Raw genomic sequence first — 25,409 nt, 5'->3', positions numbered from 1 at the left:
TTCAGATGGCATCATTGAAATCCCTGGCATTATACTTTTGATAATATGCCTATTGCGCAGTTCACAATATGTTATGAAAAGTCATGTCAAACAAATTAAGGCTTTTTGGCTAGCAGCCGTACTTATATTTGTCTCTGTCATTCGTCGAGAGTTGAACTATCTACCAGACTTACTGGTTCCAAGCGACTTTTCGATGCTTGGTCAGTCTTATGACTGGTGGGAGGACAGCGTCCTTACCGTTATCTATCTCGTCGCGCTTGGTTTGCTGGTCTACTCAAGGCATTACCTATGGGCAGTGCTAAAAAACGTGCCAGTTTCGCTCTATCTTAGCGTTACTGTACTGGCTATCGTGCAATACATGGGCGAGAACGCTATTATGTTCCCGCATACATTTGGTGAAATTGTCGAAGAGCTGGCTGAGACTGCCATTTATGGTATCGCCTTGACCTATTTATGGCAATTTAAACTGGCTAACTATCAGTCGTATCTGGTTCAGAAGTTAAATTATAAGTTTGACCACGCCAATAATTAACACTATAAGTTTAATTTTTTATGTAGCAATCTGGCTACCTTATAGAGACTTAGCACGAATTTTATAAACAATTACGGCTACTCATCTTGAGTAGCCGTTTTGCGTTCTAGTCATCGTCTTACATTTTTTGAACATCCTGTCACACCTTACTACTAGTGAAAAGTTGAATAAGCGTACAAACTGAGAAGCATATTATCTACATTGCAATGAGCAATGCTTTGACAAGCCAGCGCGATATTTTTACTTCTAATGATGGCGACATCTAATAACTACAACAAGGAATTATTCATGGAAAACTCAAAAAACCCACTACCAGAAGAGATGGATCATATTGACGGTAATCGTCGTGACAATAATAACAACGTCGATAACTTAGATAACAATAATCAGGATGAGCAAGACAACCAATTGGTCGATTTGGACAATCCTATGCTGCATACTATTGATAACGATGATGTGATTGATAATAGTGCGGGATTTAATAACTCAGAAGTCGGTAGTGATGCGACCCAAGGGCTGACACCTGCGCATCGTCAAAATATCGATGAGTCACGTGTCGATGAGATTTTGGTTCAGGACAACCTTGATGACAGCGATTATCCAGATGCCATGGATATTGTTGATAGAGAAGCGGCCGAACGTAGCAACGATGATGATTTTTAGAACTTAACATAACTGTTAATACAATTTTTAGTCATAAAAAAGCACGCTTAACTATATTAAGCGTGCTTTTTTTATTCTACTATTCTACTATTCAACTTACTGAAACAGCGACTTTCGACTGTCTAAACCCAGCCATCTAGCGTGCCAGCCCAACCTTTTACTAGAGGCAAGCTCAACGCTTCGAGCAACTCAATATGTGTCTCATCAAGGTTTAGTGCAGGAATATAATGATACTCTTGCCCGCCAGCATTAAGGAAGTTATCACGGTTTTCAATGGCTAGCTCCTCTAGTGTCTCTAGACAATCTGCTGAAAACGCCGGACTAATTACCTGTACCGAGCGCACACCTGACTGACCCCAATCTTCCAACACCACATCGGTATACGGCTTGACCCACTCTTGCTTGCCAAAGCGTGATTGGAAACTAATAATCCACTCATCTTCTGTCAGGCCAAGCTCATGCGCCACTTGCGCAGCCGTACATTTACAGCGTTTAGGATAAGGATCGCCTTTATCAGCATAAGGCTGCGGGATACCATGAAAACTAAACATCAACTTTTCAGGCTTGCCATGTTTCTCTTGAAAACGGCGAATAGAGTTGGCCAATGCTTGAATATATAGTGGATGGGCAAAGTAGTCTTTAACAATCGTATAATTTGGCAAGTTACGTTGCTTGAGCGTCCACTTCGTCAGCGCATCATATACCGCACCGCCTGAAGAAGCCGAATACTGCGGAAACAACGGCAGAATGACAAAGTGATCGACCCCTTCTCCACGTAGCGCATCCATCACATCAGGTAAACCAGGATTACCATAGCTCATCGCAGGATGCACAGAGACACGAAATGGCGCCACACTATCAGTCAAACGTGGTTCCAATAGCTCAACTTGGCTTTTTAGTATCTTACGAATCGGTGAATCACCTTCCCAAATGCTCGCGTAAGCCTTTGCTACGCGCTTAGGACGACTGGGTAAGACAAATAGATTCAGAATAATAGCCCATAGAAATTTGGGAATCTCAATCACTCGTGGGTCTGACAAAAACTGTTTGAGGTAGCGACGTACGGCAGGGGCCGTTGGCTCATCTGGGGTACCAAGATTCACTAACAAAACGGCAATACGTGGGGGCAATTTAGGTTTCATAGCAGCACTTTATTAGCAGTAAGTTATTAAGGGTGAGGTCAAAATAATAAGAGACGATACTGTTAAGACACAGTTGAATAGACACCTCATTAGTGTAGCATTTTATCTATTAATGACGCGGGCTAAAAGCGCACCTATACAATTTGATACGCAGTTGCTATTTATTAACTCTTGATTACTTGATGCTGGCGGCTTACTCGTTATTCATTTCTAGCGCACCTTCTATAAAAACTATGATCGATGCGCTCGAAAGGCGCGCTCGATGGTTGTACTCCAACGCGCATCACCATACAATAGGCAGGCCCAGTTTATAAAAACCGTGTAGGTAAAATAGCCTGTTAGCAACGTGCCATTTTGCTTTTATTTTATTGATGATTGTAGTCTTGCGAGGTAGCTTTGAACGCACGCTCTGATAATACCAATGACCAGCATCCTGATTCACAACCTCACCCTAATAGCTCAGCCAATACCGACAGTGCTGTAGGGTCTGTGGGTGTCGTTACGCCCCAGAATTTTCATTTTGCTGAGCCCTTAACGTTAGAATGCAACCGTACCCTGCCCTCGTTTGACTTGATGGTAGAGACTTACGGTACGCTCAATAGCGAAAAATCAAATGCGATTCTGATTTGCCACGCGTTATCGGGTAATCACCATGCAGCTGGCTTCCATAGCGCTGATGACAAAAAAGCAGGCTGGTGGGACAATATGATTGGCCCTAATAAAGCGATTGATACCAATCAGTTCTATGTGGTCTGTGTCAATAATATCGGCAGCTGTTTTGGTTCAACAGGGCCTACCACTATTAACCCTGATAGCGTTGGTTCGGATAATGTTGGTTCGGACAGCCTTGATGCAAATAGCAGCGATGAGCCACAAGTGTATGGCCCTGATTTCCCGCTGATCACCATCAAAGACTGGGTAAAAACCCAAGCAATGCTCTCAGATCGTTTAGGGATCGATGTTTGGCACGCCATTGTCGGTGGCTCAATGGGCGGTATGCAAGCGCTACAATGGTCTGTTGATTATCCAGAGCGATTAAAGCGCTGTGTGGTCATCGCCAGTACGCCAAAGCTATCTGCTCAAAATATCGCCTTTAACGAAGTGGCGCGTCAATCTATATTATCCGATCCTGACTTTAAAGACGGGCGCTATATACAAGAAGGCACTTACCCTCGTCGCGGGCTGATATTGGCGCGTATGGTTGGCCATATTACCTATTTAACTGATGACGCGATGAAAGCCAAGTTTGGCCGTGATTTAAAATCAGGTAAATTCATGTATGGCTACGATGTCGAGTTTCAGGTCGAAAGCTACCTACGCTATCAAGGCGAGCGCTTTAGTGAAAATTTCGATGCTAATACCTATCTGCTTATGACCAAAGCCTTAGATTACTTTGATCCGACGCGCGACTATCCATCAACGGTAGCAAAAGATACTACAGAGTCGGCAGTACAAATAGAAGACTCAATCGCGGCGTCAGTTGAGTCTAGCAAAGCCAGTGCACAGAGTGAGTTAGAAGATGCGGTCACGACGATTGAAGATATTGAATCTGATCGTCAACAAGAGCTTTCTGCGCTTAAAGCTGCCTTTGCTCATACACAATGCCAGTATCTAGTCGTGTCATTTACCACTGACTGGCGCTTTGCACCTGAGCGCTCGCAAGAGATTGTCGATGCACTGATGGCCACTGGCAAACCAGTCAGCTATATCAATATTGACGCGCCGCACGGACATGACTCATTCTTGTTTGATATTCCTCGCTACATGGGTGCGGTTAAAGGGTTTTTGACTGCGCCATTTATTACCCCTAGCCGCTCAGCCATAGGAGAACGCTCATGAGAATGGATCACCAATTGGCAGAGCGCTGGATTGCGCCGCAAGCACATGTACTGGACTTAGGTTGTGGTAATGGCGAGCTGCTTGCCCACTTACAGCAAAAACTAGGCGTGACAGGTTACGGACTAGAGATTGATGAAGACAAAATCAATGAGGCGATTGGTAATGGTCTATCGATTGTCGAGCAGGATCTCAACGATGGTTTAGCGCGTTTTGCTGATAACAGCTTTGACACGGTTGTCATGGCACGTGCCCTACAAGCAGTAAAAGCACCTGACGAGTTGTTGCTTGATATGCTGAGAGTTGCCCGTGAAGCAGTCATCACCTTTCCTAACTTTGCGCATTGGCAAAACCGCATTCATTTAGGGCTTAAAGGTATGATGCCTGTCTCTGAAGCACTGCCTTACGAATGGTACAACACACCAAACATTCATCTATGTACTTTCAAAGATTTTGAACTGTTATGTGCGCAGCATGATATTCATATTATTAATCGTTTTGCGGTTAGTGATTCTGAAAAAGGTCATACACCTTTGATGAAGGCATTAATTAGGCAAGCGCCGAACTTGTTAGCAGACGTCGCTATCTACCGAGTGACCAAAAAATAACCGTTAAATTATCAGCTGTCTTGAGATCTTAGAGACTGCTAAACAGTGCTGTACGTGTTGGTATTAACCTTAATAGATTGTTAACTTAATATAATTTTTTAGTAACTGCCTGATTTTGTTAAGGACAATCAGGTACAAACGTCTATGAGACCTTGTAATTAGTATTTGAGTTTCGTAAGTTTGGGTGTTAAGCTAGCAAAATATTGTCAGCCACCCCACTATTACAACCGTTTGTCTAATCGGTTAGGGTGAAATCTCTGATTTAGAGATGACAACCCCCTTTTGCTAATGATTAGGTAAGTTCATATCGCAAGATTTCACCTAATTGTTATCGCCGTCTGACTGTCTTTAGCGAGACAATGTTTAGCGGTACAATTTTTTTTGCTTATTAACTGCCTAATTTTGGAGCTGCTATGAAATTATTAAAAGCTGCGTTGTTTACTGCATTATTTTCTTGTGCTGGTTTAGCCAATGCTGAGTTAATATCAAACGTACCGCTTGATACCTCACGTTTTGAGCTTATGCCTGTGAGCGAGTTGTCTAGTCGTGCCGCCCAAGGTAACGATCACGCTCAGTTCTATTTGGCCAAGCGTTTGCAAAAAGGTGAAGGTATTGCGCAAAATACCCAACAAGCAATCCAGTGGTATACCAAAGCCGCTCAGCAAGGCGTTGCCCCTGCTCAGTTGAACCTTGCCATCATGTATTTGCGCGGTGAAGGTGTACAGCCTAACTTACAGCAAGCCCGTTTGTGGTTAGAAAAAGCTGCAATGCGTGGCGATAACCGTGCCAGCTACACGCTTGCGCTATTAGATGAAAAGCAAAAAAATCTGGTTGATGCCTATAAATGGTATGACTTGGCTGCCCGTGATGGCATGCTAGACGAAAAAGTCCGTAACAAGGCACGTGGTAAAATTGGTCAGTTGGCATTAAACTTATCAAGTGATGACATCGCCAGTGCTCGTAGCAAAGCGGATACTTGGTTTCAGAGTAAGTAATATCTAGTTTTCGTATTACGAATTGAATATAAAAAAAGCTCAGTATTTTACTGGGCTTTTTTGTTTTCTATAACAGCAAGCCAAGCAATACAAACTATTCAAAACTCTAGCAAAATTTGCTACACTACGCGCGCATTAATCAATTCCACAATTGAGATAATGTTATACGCCTATCTACTTTTTTATTATCATTGCACTAGGTTTGCGACCTAGCCAGCAGGAGAAAGACATGAGCATCAACAAAGAAACCGCGATAACTGACAACAATTCAGCCCCTGTATACGATAGTGTGACTAATAATATCGTCGTTGCCGCACTATATAAGTTCACGCGCTTTGCTGATTTTGAGCAATATCGTGAGTCTATCCTAAACACTATGCTCGATAACGATGTAAAAGGCACGTTGTTACTTGCCAGCGAAGGCATTAACGGTACGATTTCTGGTACGCGTCAAGCTATCGATACCGTACTTGACTACCTGCGCAGTATTGAGGCGATTGGTACGTTTACCTTCAAAGAGTCCTATACTGACGCACAGCCTTTTTATCGCACTAAGGTAAAGCTAAAAAAAGAAATCGTTACCATGGGTGTCGAGAATATCGATCCATTGGAATCCGTTGGTCGCTATGTAAAACCAAGCGAGTGGAATGCGTTGATCTCAGATCCCGAAGTCACCTTGATCGACACGCGTAACGACTATGAAGTGCAAATTGGTACTTTCCAAAACGCGGTCAATCCGAACACTGAAACGTTCCGCGAGTTTCCAGAATACGTCTCAAAAGAGCTTGATCCAACCAAGCATAAAAAAGTGGCGATGTTCTGTACAGGTGGTATCCGCTGCGAAAAATCTACTGCCTATTTACGCGAGCAAGGGTTTGAAGAGGTCTATCATTTAGAAGGCGGCATCCTAAAATACCTTGAAGAAGTCCCTGCCAGTGACTCTATGTGGCAAGGCGACTGCTTTGTTTTTGACAACCGTGTGTCAGTAAACCATAACTTAGAAAAAGGCAGCTACGAGCAGTGTTTTGCTTGCCGTATGCCGATTACTGTCGATGAGATGCAAAGCCCTGCCTATATCAAAGGCGAGTCATGCCCACACTGTATCGACAAAGCGACCGACGAGCAAAAAGCCCGTTTCCGTGAGCGTGAGCACCAAATGCAGCTAGCCAAGAAGCGTGGTGAAGCCCATATTGGTAGTGATGTAATGGATGTAATCGAAAAGCGTAAAGCCGCTAAGACGGAAGCTCGTTTACAAGCGGAAGCTGCAAACAATACTAAAGCGAACTAAACTTAGTATTAGTACAATAAAAAAGAAGTGAAATAAAAAAGAGAGGCTCTAATCAATAGAACCTCTCTTTTTTTATGACAAATCTTCAATGCGTATCAAAACTAATAGCACCGATATAGTTAATCCAATTTGAAAGCGGATTGACTATATTAGAATAAGATACGTACGCGGATAGTCTCTTCTACATCTTTTAATTGGTCTAGTGCAGCGGTCGAATCATTGTAATCGACATCCATCACTAGATAACCAACATCACCTTCTGTCATCAGGCTCTGTGCTAGGATGTTGATGCCAGCTTCAGCAAATAGGCGGTTAATCTGAGACAGTACGCCTGGCACGTTTTTGTGAATATGTAGCAGACGATGCGAGTTTTCTTTGAACGGAATAGAAACTTCTGGGAAGTTCACAGCCGTCGCCGTATCACCTTGGTCAGAGTATCTAACAAACTTATCTGCTACTTCCAGTCCGATATTGGCCTGTGCTTCTTGTGTTGAACCACCGATATGCGGCGTCAAAATCACATTATCAAACTTACGTAGTGGGGACTCAAATTCTTCGTCAGCTGATTTTGGCTCTTTCGGGAACACATCGATAGCTGCGCCCAAGATTTTACCAGACTCAAGCGCATCCGCTAGATCATCAATCTCAACACACGTACCGCGAGCCGCATTGATAAAGTAACTGCCTTCTTTCATCTGAGCGAACTGCTCAGCTTTCATCATATAGCGAGTGCTTGGTACATCAGGTACATGCAATGTCACGATATCAGCCGTTGACAGTAGCTCTTCTAAGCTACCAACTTGTACCGCGTTGCCTAGTGGCAATTTGGTCACAGCATCATGATAAATGACTTTCATACCGAAGCTTTCTGCTAAGACAGACAGTTGCGACCCGATAGAACCATAACCGACGATACCGATAGTCTTGCCACGCACTTCGTGTGAGTTAGTCGCAGACTTGCCCCAGCCGCCGCGATGTACAGTTGCATTCTTTTCAGGAATACCGCGATACAGCATGATGGCTTCTGCCAATACTAGCTCAGCTACCGAACGGGTGTTCGAGAATGGCGCGTTAAAGACAGGAATACCAAGATCACGAGCGGCGTCTAGATCTACTTGGTTGGTACCAATACAAAAGCAACCAATGCCGATAAGCTTGTGCGCGTGCTCAAGTACTTCACGCGTCAACTGAGTGCGCGAACGAATACCGATAAAGTGCGCATCTTTGATCTTTTCGATCAGCTCGTCTTGATCTAAAGCGTGACTGATATTCTCGATGTTGTGGTAACCAGCGCCTTCTAGTACTTTTAGGGCATTGTCATGTAGACCTTCAAGCAATAAAAACCGGATTTTGTCTTTTTGTAGTGATAACGCCATATGAGAACTGTCCTATAATTGTTTTATAAGATTACCTGTTGGATAATCTATGATGGATGAAACGAAAACAGTCCCGATATCTTACACAAAATTTGAGGTCGATGTTAGCAGATTAGATGAATTATTGGTTATCAAGCCTGAAAATTTTTTATGCTATAGTGAATTATTCTGTTTGAAACCGCTCAAATCAATTATTTATTACTTACCTCTTCTTATAGGTAAAAATTATCATCTACTTATTACCTCTACGAGCTGACTCATCACTGAATTTATAGTTATTTCACTATATAATAAGCAGTCCCAGCATCGTGCTTACGCCAATATTGAGATTTGACCATGACGCCAACTACCGCTCAGAACACATCCGAAACCAATACCGTGCAAACCATCTTGAGCACGCTTACTGATACCCATAATTTCGACCCAACCCAAATCAAAACCGATGCTGAGAGTCTAGAGCATTGGGGTAAAGACTGGACCAAGCATTTTGCCCCTGCTGCTGCTGCCATCGTCTTTCCAAAGACCACTGAACAAGTACAGACTATCGTCCTCCTGGCCAATGAGCACAACGTCGTCCTAACCCCAAGCGGTGGTCGTACTGGTTTATCTGCTGGTGCCGTGGCTGCTAATGGCGAAATCGTGGTCAGCATGGATAAAATGAATCAAATTGGACAGTTCTATCCTGCCGATCGAATAGTTGAAGTCGAAGCCGGTGTGGTCACTCAGCAGTTGCAAGAATTCGCTGAATCAAAAGACCTATACTACCCTGTCGACTTTGCCTCAGCAGGCTCTAGTCAAATCGGCGGCAACATCGGCACCAACGCAGGCGGTATCAAAGTCATTCGCTATGGCATGACTCGTCAGTGGATCATGGGTCTGACTGTCGTCACTGGTAAAGGTGACATCTTGCAGCTGAATCGCGGCATGGTAAAGAATGCTACTGGTTATGACTTGCGCCAATTGTTCATCGGTAGTGAAGGCACACTTGGCCTTGTCACTCATGCGCAAATCAAACTTGAACGTCAGCCACAAGACTTAAACGTCATGGTGCTTGGCATGGACAGCTTTAACGATGTGATGAATGTACTCTCTGCCTTTCAAGCACAAATTGATTTGACCGCTTTTGAGTTCTTTGACGATGTAGCGATTGATAAGCTAATGGCACATGGTCAAGTACAAGAGCCGTTTGAATCACGTACCAAGTTCTATACATTACTAGAGTTTGAAGCGCCTTATGAGCCAATCATGGACAAAGCCATGGCCATATTTGAGCATTGTATGGAGCAAGGTTGGGTCGTCGATGGTGTCATGAGTCAGAGCTTGGCACAGGCCGAAGAGCTGTGGAAGCTACGTGAGTATATCTCAGAGACTATCTCAGTATTCACGCCTTATAAAAACGATGTGTCTGTGCTTATCAGCCATGTACCGACCTTTATCGAAGAGATTGATCATATTGTCAGCAGTAACTATCCTGACTTTGAAGTCTGTTGGTTCGGTCATATCGGCGATGGTAATTTGCATCTCAACATCTTAAAGCCTGAGAATATGAGCAAAGATGATTTCTTTGCTGAGTGTCAGGTTGTCAATAAATATGTGTTTGAGACGGTACAAAAATATGGCGGTTCGGTGTCTGCTGAGCATGGGGTTGGTATGACGAAGAAGCCGTATCTGCACTATAGCCGCAGTGAGACTGAGATTGAATACTTAAAAGAAGTTAAAAAGGTCTTCGATCCAAACAATATCATGAACCGCGGTAAGATTTTTGATATGTGATGAGCACTCTAAACGCTTAACCCAAATAAAAAGACGCTAAACCGAAAGGCTAGCGTCTTTTTTATTGCTTTATAATTCGCAAAAACTACGATTTATAAATATAACAGTATCAATGCGACGACCAGTAGTATGCTCAAAAACCCTTGAATAATCAGAAACGCCTGATGCGGTGCCGCGATATGACGCACCATATTACCCAATGCATTATAAGTAATACCTGCCGCCTTAATATGGGGTGGACTATCAAAAGTTTTGATGATCTGCAAGAACTGCTCGGTCCGATCAGATGACCAGCCGTGCGGCGCAAATGGTAAAAATGGAGATAATTGTACGGCCTGTTTCTTGGTCGCGGGTGACCATAACCAACGCTCCAAAAACAGCAAGCGCATACGCCAGTCGGCAAAGCTGCGATGATTGATGACTTGTAATAGCAACACTTCTACATTCTTATGACGACTATCGACAAAGATACGCTCTTGCAGATTAAATACGTCTGACTTTTTACCTTCGATACATTGCAGGAAGTGACCATTGCCGTAGCATAGCGTGCCTGTGATGTTATGCTGCTGATTGTAGTTACGTGCGTGACCTTCTACTTCATCAAAAATAGAGGTGCTCAGACGCGAGCCAAGAGTCAGCGTACTGACATAAACCAATTGAACCAAAGCGGAGTCATCTATGTCATCCCACTTCATGATTCTATTGGTATGATTTAAAGGCATAATAAAATAATCCTAAGAAGCCGATGAGATACGGCTAAACGAAACAAGCAACACAATACTATGCCTGAGTTGAACCAAAAAATTGACTCACAAAAACGTAGCAAATATTTACTACGTGAGACTGTTATTACCGTTACAGCTTGCTATGATAACAAGCAAAACAAAAGGTGCTGATAGATATTATTTAGATTCTATATTGAGATAATAAATAGCAAGACAGTCGTAGTTACAATGATAATGCAAAGTTATGCGCTTATCGGTATTCACAAACCTAATAGATATAAAGCGATATAGAATGCGGCGTTCGCTATCCTTTAGCCCTCTAAGTTAGCCAAAAACAGTACTAAATATAATGAGTAAAACGGTCTAAGATATCAACATAACCTATTGTAAATACGGCAATAAATTATTGTAACGACAATATCTTCCTATTGGAATGTTTTTATTACTTTTTTGCACAAAAATCGGCACACCAATGTGCTATTACCCCATTATTTGATCACACTACATTCAATAGCTATTTAAAACAGGAAACTTATGAGTAAGATGGAAAAACTAGATGACTTTCACCTCACGATTGCTGAGATTAAGAAAAAAGATTACCCACAATTAAAAGCCTTGATGGATCGTGTCTATGTAAACTTGGGTGGCGCGTGGTCAAAGACAACCATTCATACTTTGATTGACGCTTTTCCAGAAGGCCAGATTGCCTTGTTTGATCATGATCAGCTGATTGGTATCGTGCTCTCTATGCGCGTTGACTATGCCAAATTTTCGAACCCGCACACTTATGACGATTTGATTGGGCAAAAAGAAATCATCAGAGACAATCCAGAAGGTGATGCCATTTATGGTTTGGATGCACTCATCGACCCTGATTATCGCGGCTACCGTCTCGGTCGTCGTCTGTATGATGCACGCAAGGAGTTATGCCGACAGTTAAATTTCCGCGCTATCTTAGCCGGCGGACGCATACCTAATTACCATAACCATAAAGATCTGACTCCAGGCGAATATATTGATGCCGTTGAAAGCCGTGAAATTCACGATTCGGCTTTGTCGTTCCAGCTATCTAATGGCTTTATCGTTAAACGTATTTTGACTGCTTATCTACCAGATGATAAGCAATCAAAGGGCTTTGCTACCTTGCTTGAGTGGGCAAACATCTATTATGAGCCTAAAGACTATAAGCCTAACACTCGCAAGTCTGAAGTGCGTATCGGTGGTATTCAGTGGCAGATGCGTGAAGTCGAATCACCTGAAGAATTACTGCAACAGGTTGAGTTCTTTGTCGATATCATGGCTGACTACAACTCAGACTTTGCTTGCTTACCTGAGTTTTTCAATGCGCCATTGATGGGTCTGTGCGAAGAAACCGATCAAAATATTGCCATTCGATTTTTGGCGGGTTATACCGAGTGGTTCAAAAATGAAATCTCGCATTTAGCCGTCAGTTATAACGTCAACGTCATTACCGGTTCGATGCCGTTACTGGACGAAGACGATACCTTGTATAACGTCAGCTATTTATGCCGCCGCGATGGTACCGTTGAAGAGCAACGCAAAATTCATATTACTCCGCATGAGCGTAGCGCTTGGGTAATCGAAGGTGGCGATGAAGTCAAAGTATTCGACACAGATGCGGGTCGTATCGGCATCTTGGTCTGCTATGATGTTGAGTTCCCTGAGCTTGCACGTTTAATGGCACTTGATGACATGGATATCTTATTCGTGCCCTTCTGGACTGACACCAAAAACGGCTATCTACGTGTCCGCCATTGTGCACAAGCCCGTGCTATCGAAAACGAATGCTATGTGATGATTTGTGGTTCAGTGGGCAACTTACCGCAAGTTGAGAGCTTAGATATTCAATACGCTCAGTCATCGATTTTTTCACCGTCAGATTTTGCGTTCCCGCATGATGCGATCATGGCAGAAACCACTGCCAACACGGAGATGGTATTCTTCTCTGATGTAAACTTAGACAAGCTCACTCACGTTCGTCATGAAGGCTCAGTACATAACTTAATCGACCGCCGTGATGATTTGTTCAGCTTAAAATGGAAGCGCAAAGCTAAAGTGCCAGCGAGTAAGTTGAGTGATGAGCAGCGCCGCGAAAATTCAGGCAGCGTGCTGATTGGCGACCCATTACAAAACCGAGCACAAAAGCCATAATAGGTTGACGTAGTACACTTATAGTAGACTTTATAAATAATACGGCTGATTTTCAGCCGTTTATTTTTATCTACTGTCTACTCTTTGTGCAATGATCATATAGGCAATCACGATAAGATAAGTAGTAACGATAAGCCATTATTTGAAAATAACTGAAAACAATATGCAAACCAAAAAGCGGATGTCATGACGACTGATATTGAGCAAACAGAAGTAAAACCAAAGAAGCAGCCGAAGCCGAAGATAGTTTCGATAATTAAAACGATAATGTTATACGGTCTCATGTTTGTCGTGATCTATAGCGTGGTCAATTGGTGGCGACAGCCTGTCATGCCTGCCAATCCTCAGTTGCAACTGATCGATTACCAAGGACAAACTATCGATCTAGCAGCGATGAGTCATGAGCAGCCTACGCTGGTATACTTTTGGGGTACGTGGTGTTCAGTCTGCAGCTTTACCTCGCCCACCATCAATAAACTAGCAGCAGATAACTATCTCGTGGTCACTGTTGCCGTACAGTCAGGCTCAAACCAAGAGCTACGCAGCTACCTCGATCAACATCAGTTTGATTTCACCACCATAAATGATCAACAAGGTGATATCTTTGCGGATTGGCAAGGACAAGTCACACCGTCTTATGTGGTATTAGAGAATGGTGAGATGACACAAGGGCTAACAGGGATTCAACCATTATGGTCATTGAAACTGCGCTTATGGTTAGCATCTGTTTTTTAGCAGTTGAGCCGTACTTTATGTTTCAATAAATCATTATTTAAAGAGCTTATAGCTATGTCTTCACCAATGATATATGACACAGATAAACGATTGATATTGGACAAAATTGGGCTGACCTCGCACAGCTCTTTTTACCCTACCCTTTTTGTCATATAATAGCTGCCGATCTAAATCTTTTTTTGAATTATTTTTGCTAGCATATTTTGTGTTGCAATCGTCTCGTTACCATTTATTATTGACGTAACTATTTACCGACTAATGAGCGATAATGGGTATTTATTGACATGATGGTTGATAAACCGACTATGATGAGCAATATACCTACTATTAGTAATTAAGCATTATCAATACCGCGTAACCCTCAGTACTATATTGAAATACACTGAACATCGAGCCTTGTATCCGGTTTTGAACCGACACACAAACCTACCTTTTAAAAAGATACCTTCTATGACTGATAAAAGCACTGACACACCAAGCCAAGATTACAAAGACACGCTGAACCTTGCGGATACGCCATTTGCAATGCGCGCAAACCTTGCCAAACGCGAGCCAGATTGGTTAGCTGCTTGGGAAGCGGATGACGTGTACGGTAAAATTCGTCAGGCGCGTGCTGGTGCAACCAAATATATTTTGCACGATGGCCCTCCATACGCCAACGGTCAGATTCACTTGGGTCACGCAGTCAATAAAGTACTAAAAGATATTATTGTAAAATCAAAAACCTTGTCAGGATTTGATGCGCCTTATGTCCCTGGTTGGGATTGTCATGGTCTGCCAATCGAACAAAAAGTCGAAGCCAAGGTCGGTAAAGTTGGTCAAAAGGTTTCTGCTACTGAATTCCGTGGTCTATGCCGCGAATATGCGAGTACTCAGATTGAACTGCAAAAGGCAGACTTCAAGCGCTTAGGTGTGTTTGGTGATTGGGACAACCCTTATCTGACCATGAACTTCCATCAAGAAGCCAACATCGTGCGTGCACTTGCCAAAATCTATGACAATGGTCATGTGACTCGCGGTATGAAGCCGGTCAACTGGTGCTTGGACTGTAGTTCTGCCCTAGCAGAAGCTGAAGTAGAATATCAAGACAAAGTCTCTGACGCGATCTATGTCAGCTTTGATGTGCTCGGTACGGACAAAGTAGCCGCATTGGCAGATATCGCAGATAACATCGCTGCTGTTATTTGGACTACCACGCCGTGGACGCTACCTGCTAACCAAGCTATTTCAGTACATCCAGAGCATAACTATAGCGTGGTCGCTACTGAAAAAGGCAACCTACTACTCGCAGCGGATCTTGTAGAAACTGCTCTAAACGAACTTAAATTAGAAAATAACGGCATCTTAGCAACTGTATCAGGCAGCGAGCTTGAAGGCCTACATGCCCAGCATCCACTAATTGCAGACCGTCAAGTGCCACTCATCTTGGGCGACCATGTAACTACTGATAGTGGTACTGGTCTGGTACATACTGCACCTGGTCACGGTTTAGACGATTATATCGTTGGTCTAAAATACAACTTACCAGTAGAAAATCCAGTAAGCGGTACAGGCGTTTATTTAGATAGCGCTGCTGTATTTGCCGGCGAGCACATCTATAAAGCCAATCCAAAAATCATCGCTGCACTACATGACAATGGCCATCTAATCAGCCATACCAAAATTGAGCACAGCTATCCGCATTGCTGGCGTCATAAGTCACCAATTATTTTCCGTGCTACGCCTCAATGGTTTATCAATATGGAAACCAAAGGCTTACGTGCTCGCGCGCTTGCTGATATTCCATCGGTAAGTTGGACGCCAGCGTGGGGACAAAACCGTATCGAATCAATGATGACAGGTCGTCCTGATTGGTGTATCTCGCGTCAGCGTACGTGGGGCGTGCCGATTACTTTCTTTACGCACAAAGAAACAGGCGAGCTGCATCCAAACACACTTGAGTTAATGGAAACTGCAGCGCAAAAAATCAATGAAGGCGGCGTAGAAGCTTGGTTTGATGCTAGCTGTGAAGACTTCTTAGGTAGTGAAGCCGCTGACTATGACAAAGCAACTGATACGTTAGACGTTTGGTTTGACTCAGGCACGACGCATTTTGCGGTACTGGATCAACGTGATGAATTGACCAATCCAGCTGATATGTATCTAGAAGGTTCTGATCAGCATCGCGGTTGGTTCCAGACTTCACTGCTGACGTCGGAAGCGATGTATGAGCGTCCACCGTTTAAGCAAGTATTGACGCATGGTTTTGTGGTTGATGAGAACGGTCGCAAGATGAGTAAGTCACTTGGCAATATCATCACCCCGCAAGAAGAAATCAATAAAACAGGCGCGGATATGCTGCGTCTATGGATTGCATCGAGTGACTATCGTTATGAGATGAGCGCAGGTAAGACGGTCTTTAAAGGTGCGATCGATATGTATCGCCGTATCCGTAATACCTTACGTTTCTTGCTTGCCAATACCGATGACTTCAATCCAGCGACCGACAGCATTGATATCAACGAATTGGTTAGCCTTGATAAATTCATTATTGAACGTGCGCAAACCGTACAAGCGCAAATCATTAGCGCTTACGATGCAATGGACTTTCACCAAGTCACTCAGCACGTGACAGCATTTTGCTCGCAAGATTTGGGTAGCTTCTATCTAGATATCATCAAGGATCGCCAGTACACCACGCAGGCAGATGGTCAGCCTCGTCGCTCTGCGCAGACGGCTATTTACCATATTACTCATGCGCTGATTCGCTGGATTACACCAATCCTATCATTCACGGCGCAAGAGGCTTGGGAAGTGCTGAACCAACGTGATGCGGATAAAGGCGGCTATGTATTTACTCAAGAATGGTATGAGTTCCCAGCGTTTGAGCTAAGTGCTATAAGCAACGATGACTGGCAGCGTATTATGTTCGCAAAAGACATGGTGAACAAACATATCGAAACTGCACGTGGCGAAAAAATCATCAATGCCAACTTGTCTGCAGACGTGAGCCTATACGCTGACGGTGCGATGCATGAGAGCTTAGCTAAACTAGGTGAAGAGCTTCGTTTTGTACTAATTACTAGTAACGCTGCGCTAAAGCCAATGAGCGAAGCGCCTGCTGATAGCATCACACAGACAGATGAAGCGACCGACACCAATACCGAAGAATCTGTAGATTTAGTAGTACAAGTAAGCGCGGCTACTGGTACTAAGTGCGTACGCTGCTGGCACATTCGTGATGACATCGGTACAGATAGCGCACACCCTGAACTATGCGCGCGCTGCGTGACCAATGTCAGTGGCGATGGCGAGGTACGTCACTATGCCTAACCCAACTGATTCGTCTGAAAGCCAGCATGACCAGCAGCCGCAGGTTGAGATTGACCATTCACCTAAGCCTGCTCATGCAACCACGGGTAGCTCGACTACACCTAGAAGTCGCCTGACCAAGTCAACAAATAGGACACCAAAGCTGGTGGCCAATGGTAGTCGTGCTTTTGTATGGTATATATTGGCATTGGTTATCGTCGTTATCGATCAGTGGACTAAATGGTTGGCAGAAACTAAGCTGACCTTTCATGATCCAGTGCCTGTGATTGAGCCATTTCTCAATTGGACATTGGCTTATAACTACGGCGCGGCATTTAGCTTTTTGGCAGATGCTGGCGGTTGGCAGAAGTGGTTTTTTTCAGGACTGGCATTGCTCATGTCGCTGTTTCTAATCATTTATCTGATTAAAGCACCTCGCAAAGCCACACTGTTATCTTTCGGCCTAGCCTTAGTATTGGGCGGTGCAGTTGGTAATTTAATCGACCGCTTATTACATGGTCATGTGATTGATTTTATCCATGTGCATTATGCCGATGTTTGGCATTATCCGATTTTTAATATCGCGGATATCGGTATTTCTATTGGTGTATTATTGATTGTCATCGATATGCTGTTTTTGGAAAAAAAGCGTGAAGCTAGATAGCAGTATCTAAACTAAAATATGCCATCATAAAAAAGTCCCACTATAGCTATCTATAGTGGAACTTTTGATTTATCTATATTATAAAGTACCAAAATCACTCTCATTATTTATGATTTGATAAGTTATCCAGCCCTGTATATTTGTTTACCAACAATGATTAGATTTACCTTTTCATCTGAGTCGACTAATTTATCTGGATAGTCTTTATTTAAGCTGTGTAGTCGCAGCATGTTACCTGTTTCTATAAATATCTGTTTAAACATAGAATACTTGCCATTCAATATTACGGCGTATATATCACCATCTCTTATGACGGTATCATCTGTGGCAATTCCCACTCTATCTTTAATGTTTATATATGGCTGCATACTATCATCAATCGCAAAAGTCATTCTAAAACAATCAACGCTTATACCTTTGCTTTTAAAGTAGTTAGCTTGGAAAAAATGTATATCCTTAATGTCTTCAAAATCACAACTATTGTTTTCTTCATTAAAGAAAAAGGACTTGTAAACTGGTATCTCAATTAAACCATCAACTATTTCTTTAGAAAAATTACTCACTGTTTCCTGAACTAAGCTATTGTGTTCATGGTCTAACCAGTTAGGAGGTTTATTAAAAAACGCTTCTATCTTACTTGCAGTTTCGTCACCAATAGCTTTGATAGGATTCTTACCTATATAGTGGCCTAGTAATGCATAATTGATCTTTGTGCCTTGTGATAGATCCATCCTTTTTGTTTTATATTGCTGCATAAGTCTTCTGACGTTCTCGCGTCTAATGTCTTCGATACTAGTAAATAGTTTAGACACTTATATCTCCGTTAATTTTATTTCCGTAAAACCCATTTTTAGAGAAATCCTTTCAAAGTCTCTAACCCACCACCTGCCAATAAAAACAGTAATCCTGCCATGTTCACAACAACCGTCAAATAATAAGTCACTCGAAACTCGGGTTTTTGTGATTTGTGACGCAGATGCGTCTGAGCCAATAGCGCGCCTACCCAACCGCCAAGCGCGCTTAGTATATGCAGTGTAGACTCAGGCGTACGCCAGTCGCCACTTTGCGCAGCAGCCTTGTCTTTGGCATACATGCCATAAGTAATAATCCCTAGCAAGACGTACCAGCCGACCACTAGCCAGCTCAGTTTATCTGTCGCTGCTAATAAAACTAAGACACCATAAAAAGCCAGTCCAAGAAACGAGCGTTTCTTTTGGCCCGCTTCAAACTCTGCCTGATGGCTACGTTTCTGATTGCGCTGACGGATCTGCTGATTTTTTTGTGCCATTTTTTGCTGCACAAACCCAAGCTCTTGTACTTGCTTGGCTCGCTTGCGTCCCTCCGCATCCTGTCCAATGCTAAAGACCACTGCCTCACCGATATTAGGACGGCGCTGAGCCTTAAACTCACTCACATGAAAGAAAATAGACTCGCCCGCTTCAGTTTCAATAAAGCCAAACCCTTTATCGTCCTGCCATTTTTTGACAGTGCCTTGTTGTTTATTCACTATCGACACCTCATATCTTTTAGAATTGCCAATTATAGTACACCATCTGCGTTACATTATTGACGCTTACATCTGGCCTTAGATGGCTTATTATTTCTTACACTATAGTACTGCAATTAAAGAGACTGTAATCAAACGCATTATTTTCTATTCTTTTATTCTAGCAACCGATGGCTTTTTATTATGACTCAATCTCAATTTATTAACCCAAACGAAGACACTCGTATCGCTCACGGCAGCCTTGTTAAGCTACACTTTGAAGTTTCACTAGAGAACGGCACCATCATCGACTCAACTTTTAATCGTGATACACCTGTGTCTTTGACTATTGGTGATGAGAGCTTGTTACCTGGTTTTGAGCAAGTACTGATGAATCTACGCGCCGGTGACACTCGTACCGCACACCTTGAGCCAGAGCAAGCATTTGGTGAGTGGAATCCTGAAAACATCCAACACTTTAGCCGTACTCAGTTTGCGCTAGTCGCTGACAATCCAGAGATTGGCATGATGGTTGAGTTCGAAGACAAAGGTAAAAACACGCTGCCCGGTACGATCAGTGCCATCGATGAAGACCAAGTCGAAGTAGACTTTAACCACCCACTGGCAGGACAAGACGTATTATTCAAAGTGAAAATCTTTAAAGTCACACCACCTGGCGTCACAGGTATCAAATTGATGTAGCCGTTTAAAAACTAACAAAAACTCGTTATACATTAACTAAGATAAAAGCTAGCAACGATAAAATTTGATATTGATAAAAGTTAATATCGATAAAAACAGTCAAAAGGGAGACTTATATGCAGTATCAAACGTTACCGCAACTCAATGAAAAAGTATCTAAAATCTGTCTAGGCACGATGACATGGGGACAGCAAAATACTGAGTCCGAAGCACATGAGCAAATGGACATGGCGCTCAGTGAAGGTGTGAATTTTTGGGATACCGCCGAGATGTACCCGTCACCGCCAGATAAAGACAAACAAGGTGATACCGAGCGCTTTATGGGCACTTGGTTTAATAAAACCAAACAGCGTGATAAAGTCATTCTCGCTAGTAAAATATCGCCAATGAACTTTTTGCGTGACGGACAAACGCGCTTTAATGCCGATCACATCAGCAGTGCTATCGATGGTAATTTGGAACGTCTACAGACAGACTATATCGATATCTATCAGCTGCATTGGCCTGAACGCCAAGCCAACTTCTTTGGTCAGCGCGGCTATGATGAAGAGATGGCTTCACAGTCATTATACGATTTAACGCCATTTTTAGAGACCATTCAAGCGTTGAACGATGAAATCAAAAAAGGCCGTATTCGTGCTTATGGCCTATCGAATGATACCGCGTGGGGACTCATGCGCTATCTATGGGAAGCAGATAAAAACGGCCTAATTCCACCACTTACCGTGCAAAACCCATATAGCCTATTGAATCGTTTATACGAAGTCGGTATGGCTGAAATTGCCCATCGTGAAAACGTTGGTCTACTGGCGTATTCTCCGCTTGGTTTTGGTGTATTGTCTGGCAAATACCTTGATGGTAAACGTCCAACTGGCGCACGCCTCACCATGTATGATCGTTTCGGTCGTTATGTGAATGAGCAAGCCAAATCAGCGACTGAACAATATGCCAAGATAGCTGCTGATGCAGGTTTGGACATGGCGCAGATGTCATTAGCTTTTGTAAACTCTCGTCACTTTGTCACCAGTAACATCATTGGGGCAACGACGACCGAGCAACTCAAATCAAACATCGACAGTGTCAATGTAGAGCTAACAGCAGATGTATTAGAAGCCATTGAAGCGGTGCACACACAGCAGCCTAATCCATCGCCATAGTTGGTCTTTTATGGAGACTTGATGTTAATAGAGCCTGCTGAATAAATAATATTATGTGTGCTCTATTAAATTTCCTATAGAAAAGGGCGCAAATCGTTTCGATTTGCGCCCTTTTATTGACTGGCTGAGATTAGCTACACTAGCTCAACTCTAAATAGTTCAACTCTAAGTTAATCAGTCTTCAACTGGTGTGCTAAGAACTCTTGAATGTAGATCGGCTAATCCTTCGTTCATGCGTGCTTGCAATAAATTGGTCAGCTCGCTTTTGTTACGACCTTCTGGATCTATCGGCGCAAGTGGCAACACATAAGCGGTCACGTTTTTGCTATCGAGCACTTTCTTCATGCTTTCTTTCATCGTCAGCTTACCATAGTATGGCAATGCGTCGCTTAATGTGCCGTCTTTATTGACATAAGCGATGATAATCGGTCTGATAGGCACATCAGCATCTATGGCTGCTTGCAGCAATGTTCCATGAATGCGCTTTACTTTTTTACCACTGGTGGTGGTTGCCTCAGGGAAGAAGATAATCGAAAATCCTTTGGCTAAAAAGTCAGCAATCTGCGCCGATACTGAACTTGCATCACCGGAGCCGCGCTCAATGAAAAGCGTCCCTGCGGCATGAGCAAGTTTGCCAAATACAGGCCATTCACCGATCTCAGCCTTGGATAAAAAGAACGCTGGGCTCACAGTACCAACGACAGGAATATCCATCCATGACACGTGATTCGATACCCATAAGCCATGGAACTGCTCTACAGGTTCCACTTCTACCACTTTTACCCCAAAAGAGCCTGCCATCTTGCGGCAGAATGTCTGGATATAACGTGGTAGGGTTTCGCGTGGTGGCTGCTTAAATGCACCGATACGCTTTGCCGCGCGTATGCCGCCGACCATGGTCGTGGTCATACCAGCAACCTGTCTACCTCGGCTCAACTGTCGTCTGAGTGAAAAGCTTGATTTAGCTTGGCTCATCTTCGCCCTCATGATTAAATAACGGGTGTTTAATAGTCAAAAAACGAGCTCAGTATAACAAAGTTCGCACACTCAGTGATAGCTTGTTCACTCAGTGAGTGCTGACTTTTATACAAACGGGTAATAAAGCAGATTTATAAAAAATTATCCGTAGCAAATGCTGTAACATAAAACCATCGCTAATTATGCTAATACGCTTTAATATCAAGTGATAAGGCCATATATAGATAATCATATGAACGCTACGTTGAAGCTTCTTGAGCTGATTATGGCGAGACATTTACTTTATTAAATAGGTGATACTCTTTGGATTATTTTGAAAGACATGAAGGTGGCGAACGCGCCATTTTAGTACATTTAGACATCCGCCAAATTCAAGATCCTGACGATCTTAGTGAATTTGAGCTGTTGGCTGATTCAGCAGGTGCCGATCGTTTGGCACTAGTCACTGGATCACGCTCGCGCCCTGACGCCAAATACTTCGTTGGTAGCGGAAAAGCAGAAGAAATCGCAGAACTAGTGCGCGAACACGAAGCCGATATCGTACTGTTTAACCACAGCTTGTCGCCGTCACAAGAGCGTAATATCGAAGCGCTAGTGAAGTGCCGCGTGTTGGATCGTACTGGTTTAATTTTGGACATTTTTGCGCAGCGCGCTCGTACTTACGAAGGTAAGCTGCAAGTAGAGCTGGCTCAGCTTAACCATCTATCAACGCGTCTGGTACGTGGTTGGACGCATTTGGAACGTCAAAAAGGTGGTATTGGTCTGCGTGGACCGGGTGAGACTCAGCTTGAGACCGATCGCCGTCTACTACAGACTCGCGTCAATCAGCTAAAGAGCAAGCTAGAAAAAGTCCGTCAGACCCGTGCGCAAGGCCGCGCTCGTCGCCAAAAATCAGACGTACCGACAATCTCATTGGTCGGCTATACCAATGCGGGCAAGTCTACTTTGTTCAATCGTTTGGTCGATGAGAACATCTACGCTGCTGACAAACTATTTGCGACGCTAGACCCTACTCTACGCCGTCTAGACTGGCAGGGAGTTGGTCGTGTCGTCTTAGTCGATACGGTTGGTTTTGTCCGTCATCTGCCGCATGAGTTAGTTGAGTCTTTTCATGCAACCTTAGAGGAAACGCTAGAAGCAGACTTGTTATTGCATGTCATCGATTCCTCTAGCGAAGACATGCACGAGCAGATACAGGCGGTCAAAGAAGTATTGGCAGAAATCGATAACGATGTACCTGTGCTCAATGTCTACAACAAGATTGATTTGACTGATGAGCCTGCACATATCGGCTATGCTAGCGAAGGTCAGCCAAACCGCGTCTATGTTTCTTCTAGACAGAGTCTCGGCATGGAAGAGCTAACGCTTGCCGTACAGCAATTGCTGACAGGTAAACTGACGACGTTTGATTTGACCTTGCCGTATGATGCTGGACAGTTCAAAAACACTCTATATGAACTGGGTGTTATTGAAGAAGAAAGCTACGACGATACTGGTCGTGAATGTCTGACGATTCGTTTGCCAAGTGACCGTCTAAGACAGCTACTAGGTCAAGCCAATTTGAAACCTATCGATGTGTTGCCACTTGCACAAGCAACACTGCTTATCCCGGTACTCGAAGAGTTTGAGAAAGTTGATGACGTTGAAGAGCCGACTATGACAGAGGCTGAAGAAAAAGCATTTGACGAGTTTGATGCATTACATTCAGAAACAGCTGATTCAGAAAAATAATCGTTGTTTCTGTATAATAAGAGCTATTGTTAAAGTGAGTCATTTGCGGCAGTAATTGAATGAACGTTTGATTCATACTGTTCGACCACAGACCCTTGTATAGTACGTTAAAATAGAATAGACGATATCCATTGATATCGTCTATTTTTTTTGGATATGACCAGTCACGGTGCATAGGCTTTATTAGTTGCCTCACTCTCTATATAATCGCCTGTTATACATTCAACAAATATTGATAGATAGCGTTAATCTCTCGAAAGTGAATCATTGCTACCATCAGTATGTATAGCATCATTTTCTACGTTGTGTTCTTGGTGCGATCATATATTTTGTTTTGTACACCATCCATTTATATCTGACTTGGCCAGAATTGCTTATGAAGCCTGCTCACTCTCCCCATCTCCCACTATGGCTTGCGTTAATTCTAACGTTGACCATGGTCATCGTTGTTCGAGAAACGGCGGTTGTTCTCTGTCAAATGGCAGGCATCGAAAAAGCGGCCAATATTGTCGGCTTGGTTGCGATGTTTGTCATTTTGATGGCGTGGCGACTGCTCAAGGGGTTACCGAGCTGGCTCACACAGGCCAGTAATACGTTACTAGTCGATAGTGGTTTTGCCTTCTTACCAGTTTCCGCTGGTGCAGGCTTGTTGCTATTTGCTCTAGGAGATGAGCTATTGGGTGTGATGATAACGATGATCGTTAGTACGCTCATACCACTGTGGGGACTAGCATTATTGGCCAATCGTTGGCTCAATCACGCTGCAAATACTGATAGTACGACTACCACTGAGCAAAAGGGACAGCCGTGAGCTGCGGAGAGATATTATGACTTTTGACAGCGTATTTATGGCAACCCTAGCCGCAATATTATTGACATTAGCAGCACATGTAATTGCACGTGTATTGGCACGTAAACTATCATGGCTACCGATGGTCATTACCGCACTTGTTCTAGTACTTGTTTTCCTATTTGTACTGCAGTGGGATTACAACAACTATTACAGCGCGGCAAAACCTGTATTTGACCATCTGTTGGGATATGTGACAGTACTTCTGGCTGTGCCATTGGCGGCGATGAATTTCAAAGGCTTACCAGTTAAAAAACTCACCTTAATTGTCGCTATCGCTAGCGTCGTTGGCGCATTACTGCCTATGTCATTAGCTTACTTATTTTCGCTCAGCCATGAGACCCTATTGGCCTTCGCTACCCGCTCTGTTACAACGCCGATTGGCCTGAGTGTCGCAGATTTAATCAAAGCACCATTGGCAATGGCTAACCTAATTATCATCGTCTCAGGATTGATAGGTGGTACGGTCGCTCGCTTTTTGTTCCGCGGTATCAATGATGACCGTGCCAAAGGTCTAGCACTAGGTTTAGCAGCTCATGCGTTTGGTACTGTAGAGGCATGGCAGATCAGTCATACAGCAGGACGTTATGCCGCATTTGGCTTGGCAGTGAATGGGTTGGTTACTGCAGTTTGGGTACCTATCTTTATCAGTGTTATCGGTATCTAGTCATCACTAAAAGTCTACCTAAACTATTCTTATATTTT

22 protein-coding genes are annotated in these 25,409 nt (G+C 43.4%); 16 read left to right on the top strand and 6 right to left on the bottom strand.

Annotated features, from left to right (window positions below; all coding sequences use genetic code 11):
- Positions 1–73: 73 nt before the first annotated feature.
- Positions 74–532 carry a hypothetical protein gene (locus IEE84_RS02235; protein WP_191114740.1) on the top strand — a complete coding sequence of 153 codons (459 nt, stop codon included), beginning with the start codon at positions 74–76 and terminating at the stop codon, positions 530–532.
- A 288-nt stretch (positions 533–820) separates the two neighbouring features.
- Entirely contained in the window at positions 821–1,195 is a 375-nt protein-coding gene (locus IEE84_RS02230) for a hypothetical protein (protein ID WP_191114739.1), read from the top strand.
- 122 nt (positions 1,196–1,317) lie between these two features.
- Here IEE84_RS02230 and hemH read toward each other — a convergent pair whose 3' ends face one another.
- Positions 1,318–2,337: a ferrochelatase gene (hemH, locus tag IEE84_RS02225; RefSeq protein ID WP_191114738.1), complete on the bottom strand. Its 1,020-nt coding sequence runs from the start codon at positions 2,335–2,337 to the stop codon at positions 1,318–1,320.
- A gap of 489 nt (positions 2,338–2,826) precedes the next feature.
- Between hemH and metX the strand changes: the two genes are divergently transcribed.
- From metX to trhO, 4 genes are all read left to right on the top strand, one after another.
- Positions 2,827–4,176, top strand: a complete 1,350-nt coding sequence (gene metX, locus IEE84_RS02220; protein WP_224737961.1) for a homoserine O-acetyltransferase MetX — start codon at positions 2,827–2,829, stop codon at positions 4,174–4,176.
- Positions 4,173–4,781 carry a methionine biosynthesis protein MetW gene (metW, locus tag IEE84_RS02215; protein ID WP_057758464.1) on the top strand — a complete coding sequence of 203 codons (609 nt, stop codon included), beginning with the start codon at positions 4,173–4,175 and terminating at the stop codon, positions 4,779–4,781. Before metX ends, metW begins: the two co-directional genes overlap by 4 nt.
- Before the next feature lie 413 nt (positions 4,782–5,194).
- Complete coding sequence (locus IEE84_RS02210) at positions 5,195–5,776, top strand: tetratricopeptide repeat protein (RefSeq protein ID WP_057758462.1); 582 nt, start codon at positions 5,195–5,197, stop codon at positions 5,774–5,776.
- 229 nt (positions 5,777–6,005) lie between these two features.
- Positions 6,006–7,064, top strand: coding sequence for an oxygen-dependent tRNA uridine(34) hydroxylase TrhO (gene trhO / locus IEE84_RS02205; protein WP_224737855.1), 1,059 nt, complete (start codon positions 6,006–6,008; stop codon positions 7,062–7,064).
- Between the two features lie 149 nt (positions 7,065–7,213).
- Here trhO and serA read toward each other — a convergent pair whose 3' ends face one another.
- A complete protein-coding gene (gene serA, locus IEE84_RS02200; protein WP_057758460.1) occupies positions 7,214–8,440 on the bottom strand; it encodes a phosphoglycerate dehydrogenase in 1,227 nt (408 codons plus the stop codon).
- A gap of 336 nt (positions 8,441–8,776) precedes the next feature.
- Here serA and IEE84_RS02195 point away from each other — a divergent pair, with 336 nt between their 5' ends.
- A complete protein-coding gene (locus IEE84_RS02195) occupies positions 8,777–10,213 on the top strand; it encodes an FAD-binding oxidoreductase (protein ID WP_191114736.1) in 1,437 nt (478 codons plus the stop codon).
- Positions 10,214–10,305: 92 nt separating this feature from the next.
- On the opposite strand, the gene IEE84_RS02190 is transcribed toward IEE84_RS02195, so the two are convergent.
- On the bottom strand, positions 10,306–10,935 hold the full coding sequence (locus IEE84_RS02190; protein WP_114701153.1) for a BLUF domain-containing protein: 630 nt from the start codon (positions 10,933–10,935) through the stop codon (positions 10,306–10,308).
- 537 nt (positions 10,936–11,472) lie between these two features.
- On the opposite strand from IEE84_RS02190, the gene IEE84_RS02185 reads away from it, so the two are divergent.
- The 4 genes from IEE84_RS02185 to lspA all read left to right on the top strand — a co-directional run bounded on the left by IEE84_RS02185 (position 11,473) and on the right by lspA (position 17,800).
- Entirely contained in the window at positions 11,473–13,110 is a 1,638-nt protein-coding gene (locus tag IEE84_RS02185; protein ID WP_102094613.1) for a carbon-nitrogen hydrolase family protein, read from the top strand.
- Between the two features lie 186 nt (positions 13,111–13,296).
- Positions 13,297–13,845 carry a protein disulfide oxidoreductase gene (locus tag IEE84_RS02180; protein ID WP_191114735.1) on the top strand — a complete coding sequence of 183 codons (549 nt, stop codon included), beginning with the start codon at positions 13,297–13,299 and terminating at the stop codon, positions 13,843–13,845.
- A gap of 450 nt (positions 13,846–14,295) precedes the next feature.
- Complete coding sequence (ileS, locus tag IEE84_RS02175; RefSeq protein ID WP_191114734.1) at positions 14,296–17,157, top strand: isoleucine--tRNA ligase; 2,862 nt, start codon at positions 14,296–14,298, stop codon at positions 17,155–17,157.
- Positions 17,150–17,800 carry a signal peptidase II gene (gene lspA / locus IEE84_RS02170; RefSeq protein WP_191114733.1) on the top strand — a complete coding sequence of 217 codons (651 nt, stop codon included), beginning with the start codon at positions 17,150–17,152 and terminating at the stop codon, positions 17,798–17,800. Before ileS ends, lspA begins: the two co-directional genes overlap by 8 nt.
- 122 nt (positions 17,801–17,922) lie before the next feature.
- Here the strand turns inward: lspA and IEE84_RS02165 are convergent, their stop codons facing one another.
- Together IEE84_RS02165 and IEE84_RS02160 are read right to left on the bottom strand one after the other, a co-directional pair.
- Complete coding sequence (locus tag IEE84_RS02165; protein ID WP_191114732.1) at positions 17,923–18,555, bottom strand: S24 family peptidase; 633 nt, start codon at positions 18,553–18,555, stop codon at positions 17,923–17,925.
- Positions 18,556–18,650: 95 nt separating this feature from the next.
- Positions 18,651–19,307 (bottom strand): DUF1294 domain-containing protein, encoded by a 657-nt coding sequence (locus IEE84_RS02160; protein ID WP_224737853.1) that lies wholly within the window; start codon positions 19,305–19,307, stop codon positions 18,651–18,653.
- A 183-nt stretch (positions 19,308–19,490) separates the two neighbouring features.
- Between IEE84_RS02160 and IEE84_RS02155 the strand changes: the two genes are divergently transcribed.
- Positions 19,491–19,988, top strand: coding sequence for an FKBP-type peptidyl-prolyl cis-trans isomerase (locus IEE84_RS02155; RefSeq protein WP_191114731.1), 498 nt, complete (start codon positions 19,491–19,493; stop codon positions 19,986–19,988).
- A gap of 116 nt (positions 19,989–20,104) precedes the next feature.
- Positions 20,105–21,145, top strand: a complete 1,041-nt coding sequence (locus IEE84_RS02150; RefSeq protein WP_191114730.1) for an aldo/keto reductase — start codon at positions 20,105–20,107, stop codon at positions 21,143–21,145.
- A 174-nt stretch (positions 21,146–21,319) separates the two neighbouring features.
- On the opposite strand, the gene IEE84_RS02145 is transcribed toward IEE84_RS02150, so the two are convergent.
- Positions 21,320–22,120 (bottom strand): lysophospholipid acyltransferase family protein, encoded by an 801-nt coding sequence (locus tag IEE84_RS02145; protein ID WP_191114729.1) that lies wholly within the window; start codon positions 22,118–22,120, stop codon positions 21,320–21,322.
- 306 nt (positions 22,121–22,426) lie between these two features.
- Here IEE84_RS02145 and hflX point away from each other — a divergent pair, with 306 nt between their 5' ends.
- From hflX to IEE84_RS02130, 3 genes are all read left to right on the top strand, one after another.
- Positions 22,427–23,854 (top strand): ribosome rescue GTPase HflX, encoded by a 1,428-nt coding sequence (gene hflX, locus IEE84_RS02140; protein ID WP_191114728.1) that lies wholly within the window; start codon positions 22,427–22,429, stop codon positions 23,852–23,854.
- 376 nt (positions 23,855–24,230) lie between these two features.
- A complete protein-coding gene (locus tag IEE84_RS02135) occupies positions 24,231–24,665 on the top strand; it encodes a hypothetical protein (protein WP_057758440.1) in 435 nt (144 codons plus the stop codon).
- Between the two features lie 16 nt (positions 24,666–24,681).
- Positions 24,682–25,371, top strand: a complete 690-nt coding sequence (locus tag IEE84_RS02130; RefSeq protein WP_191114727.1) for an LrgB family protein — start codon at positions 24,682–24,684, stop codon at positions 25,369–25,371.
- Positions 25,372–25,409 lie beyond the last annotated feature (38 nt).

Origin of the sequence: Psychrobacter sp. 28M-43, assembly GCF_014770435.1 — a bacterium.
Taxonomy (GTDB): domain Bacteria; phylum Pseudomonadota; class Gammaproteobacteria; order Pseudomonadales; family Moraxellaceae; genus Psychrobacter.
The sequence above is the reverse complement of the archived record's forward strand: the minus strand, read 5'-3'. Positions and strand labels throughout refer to the sequence as shown.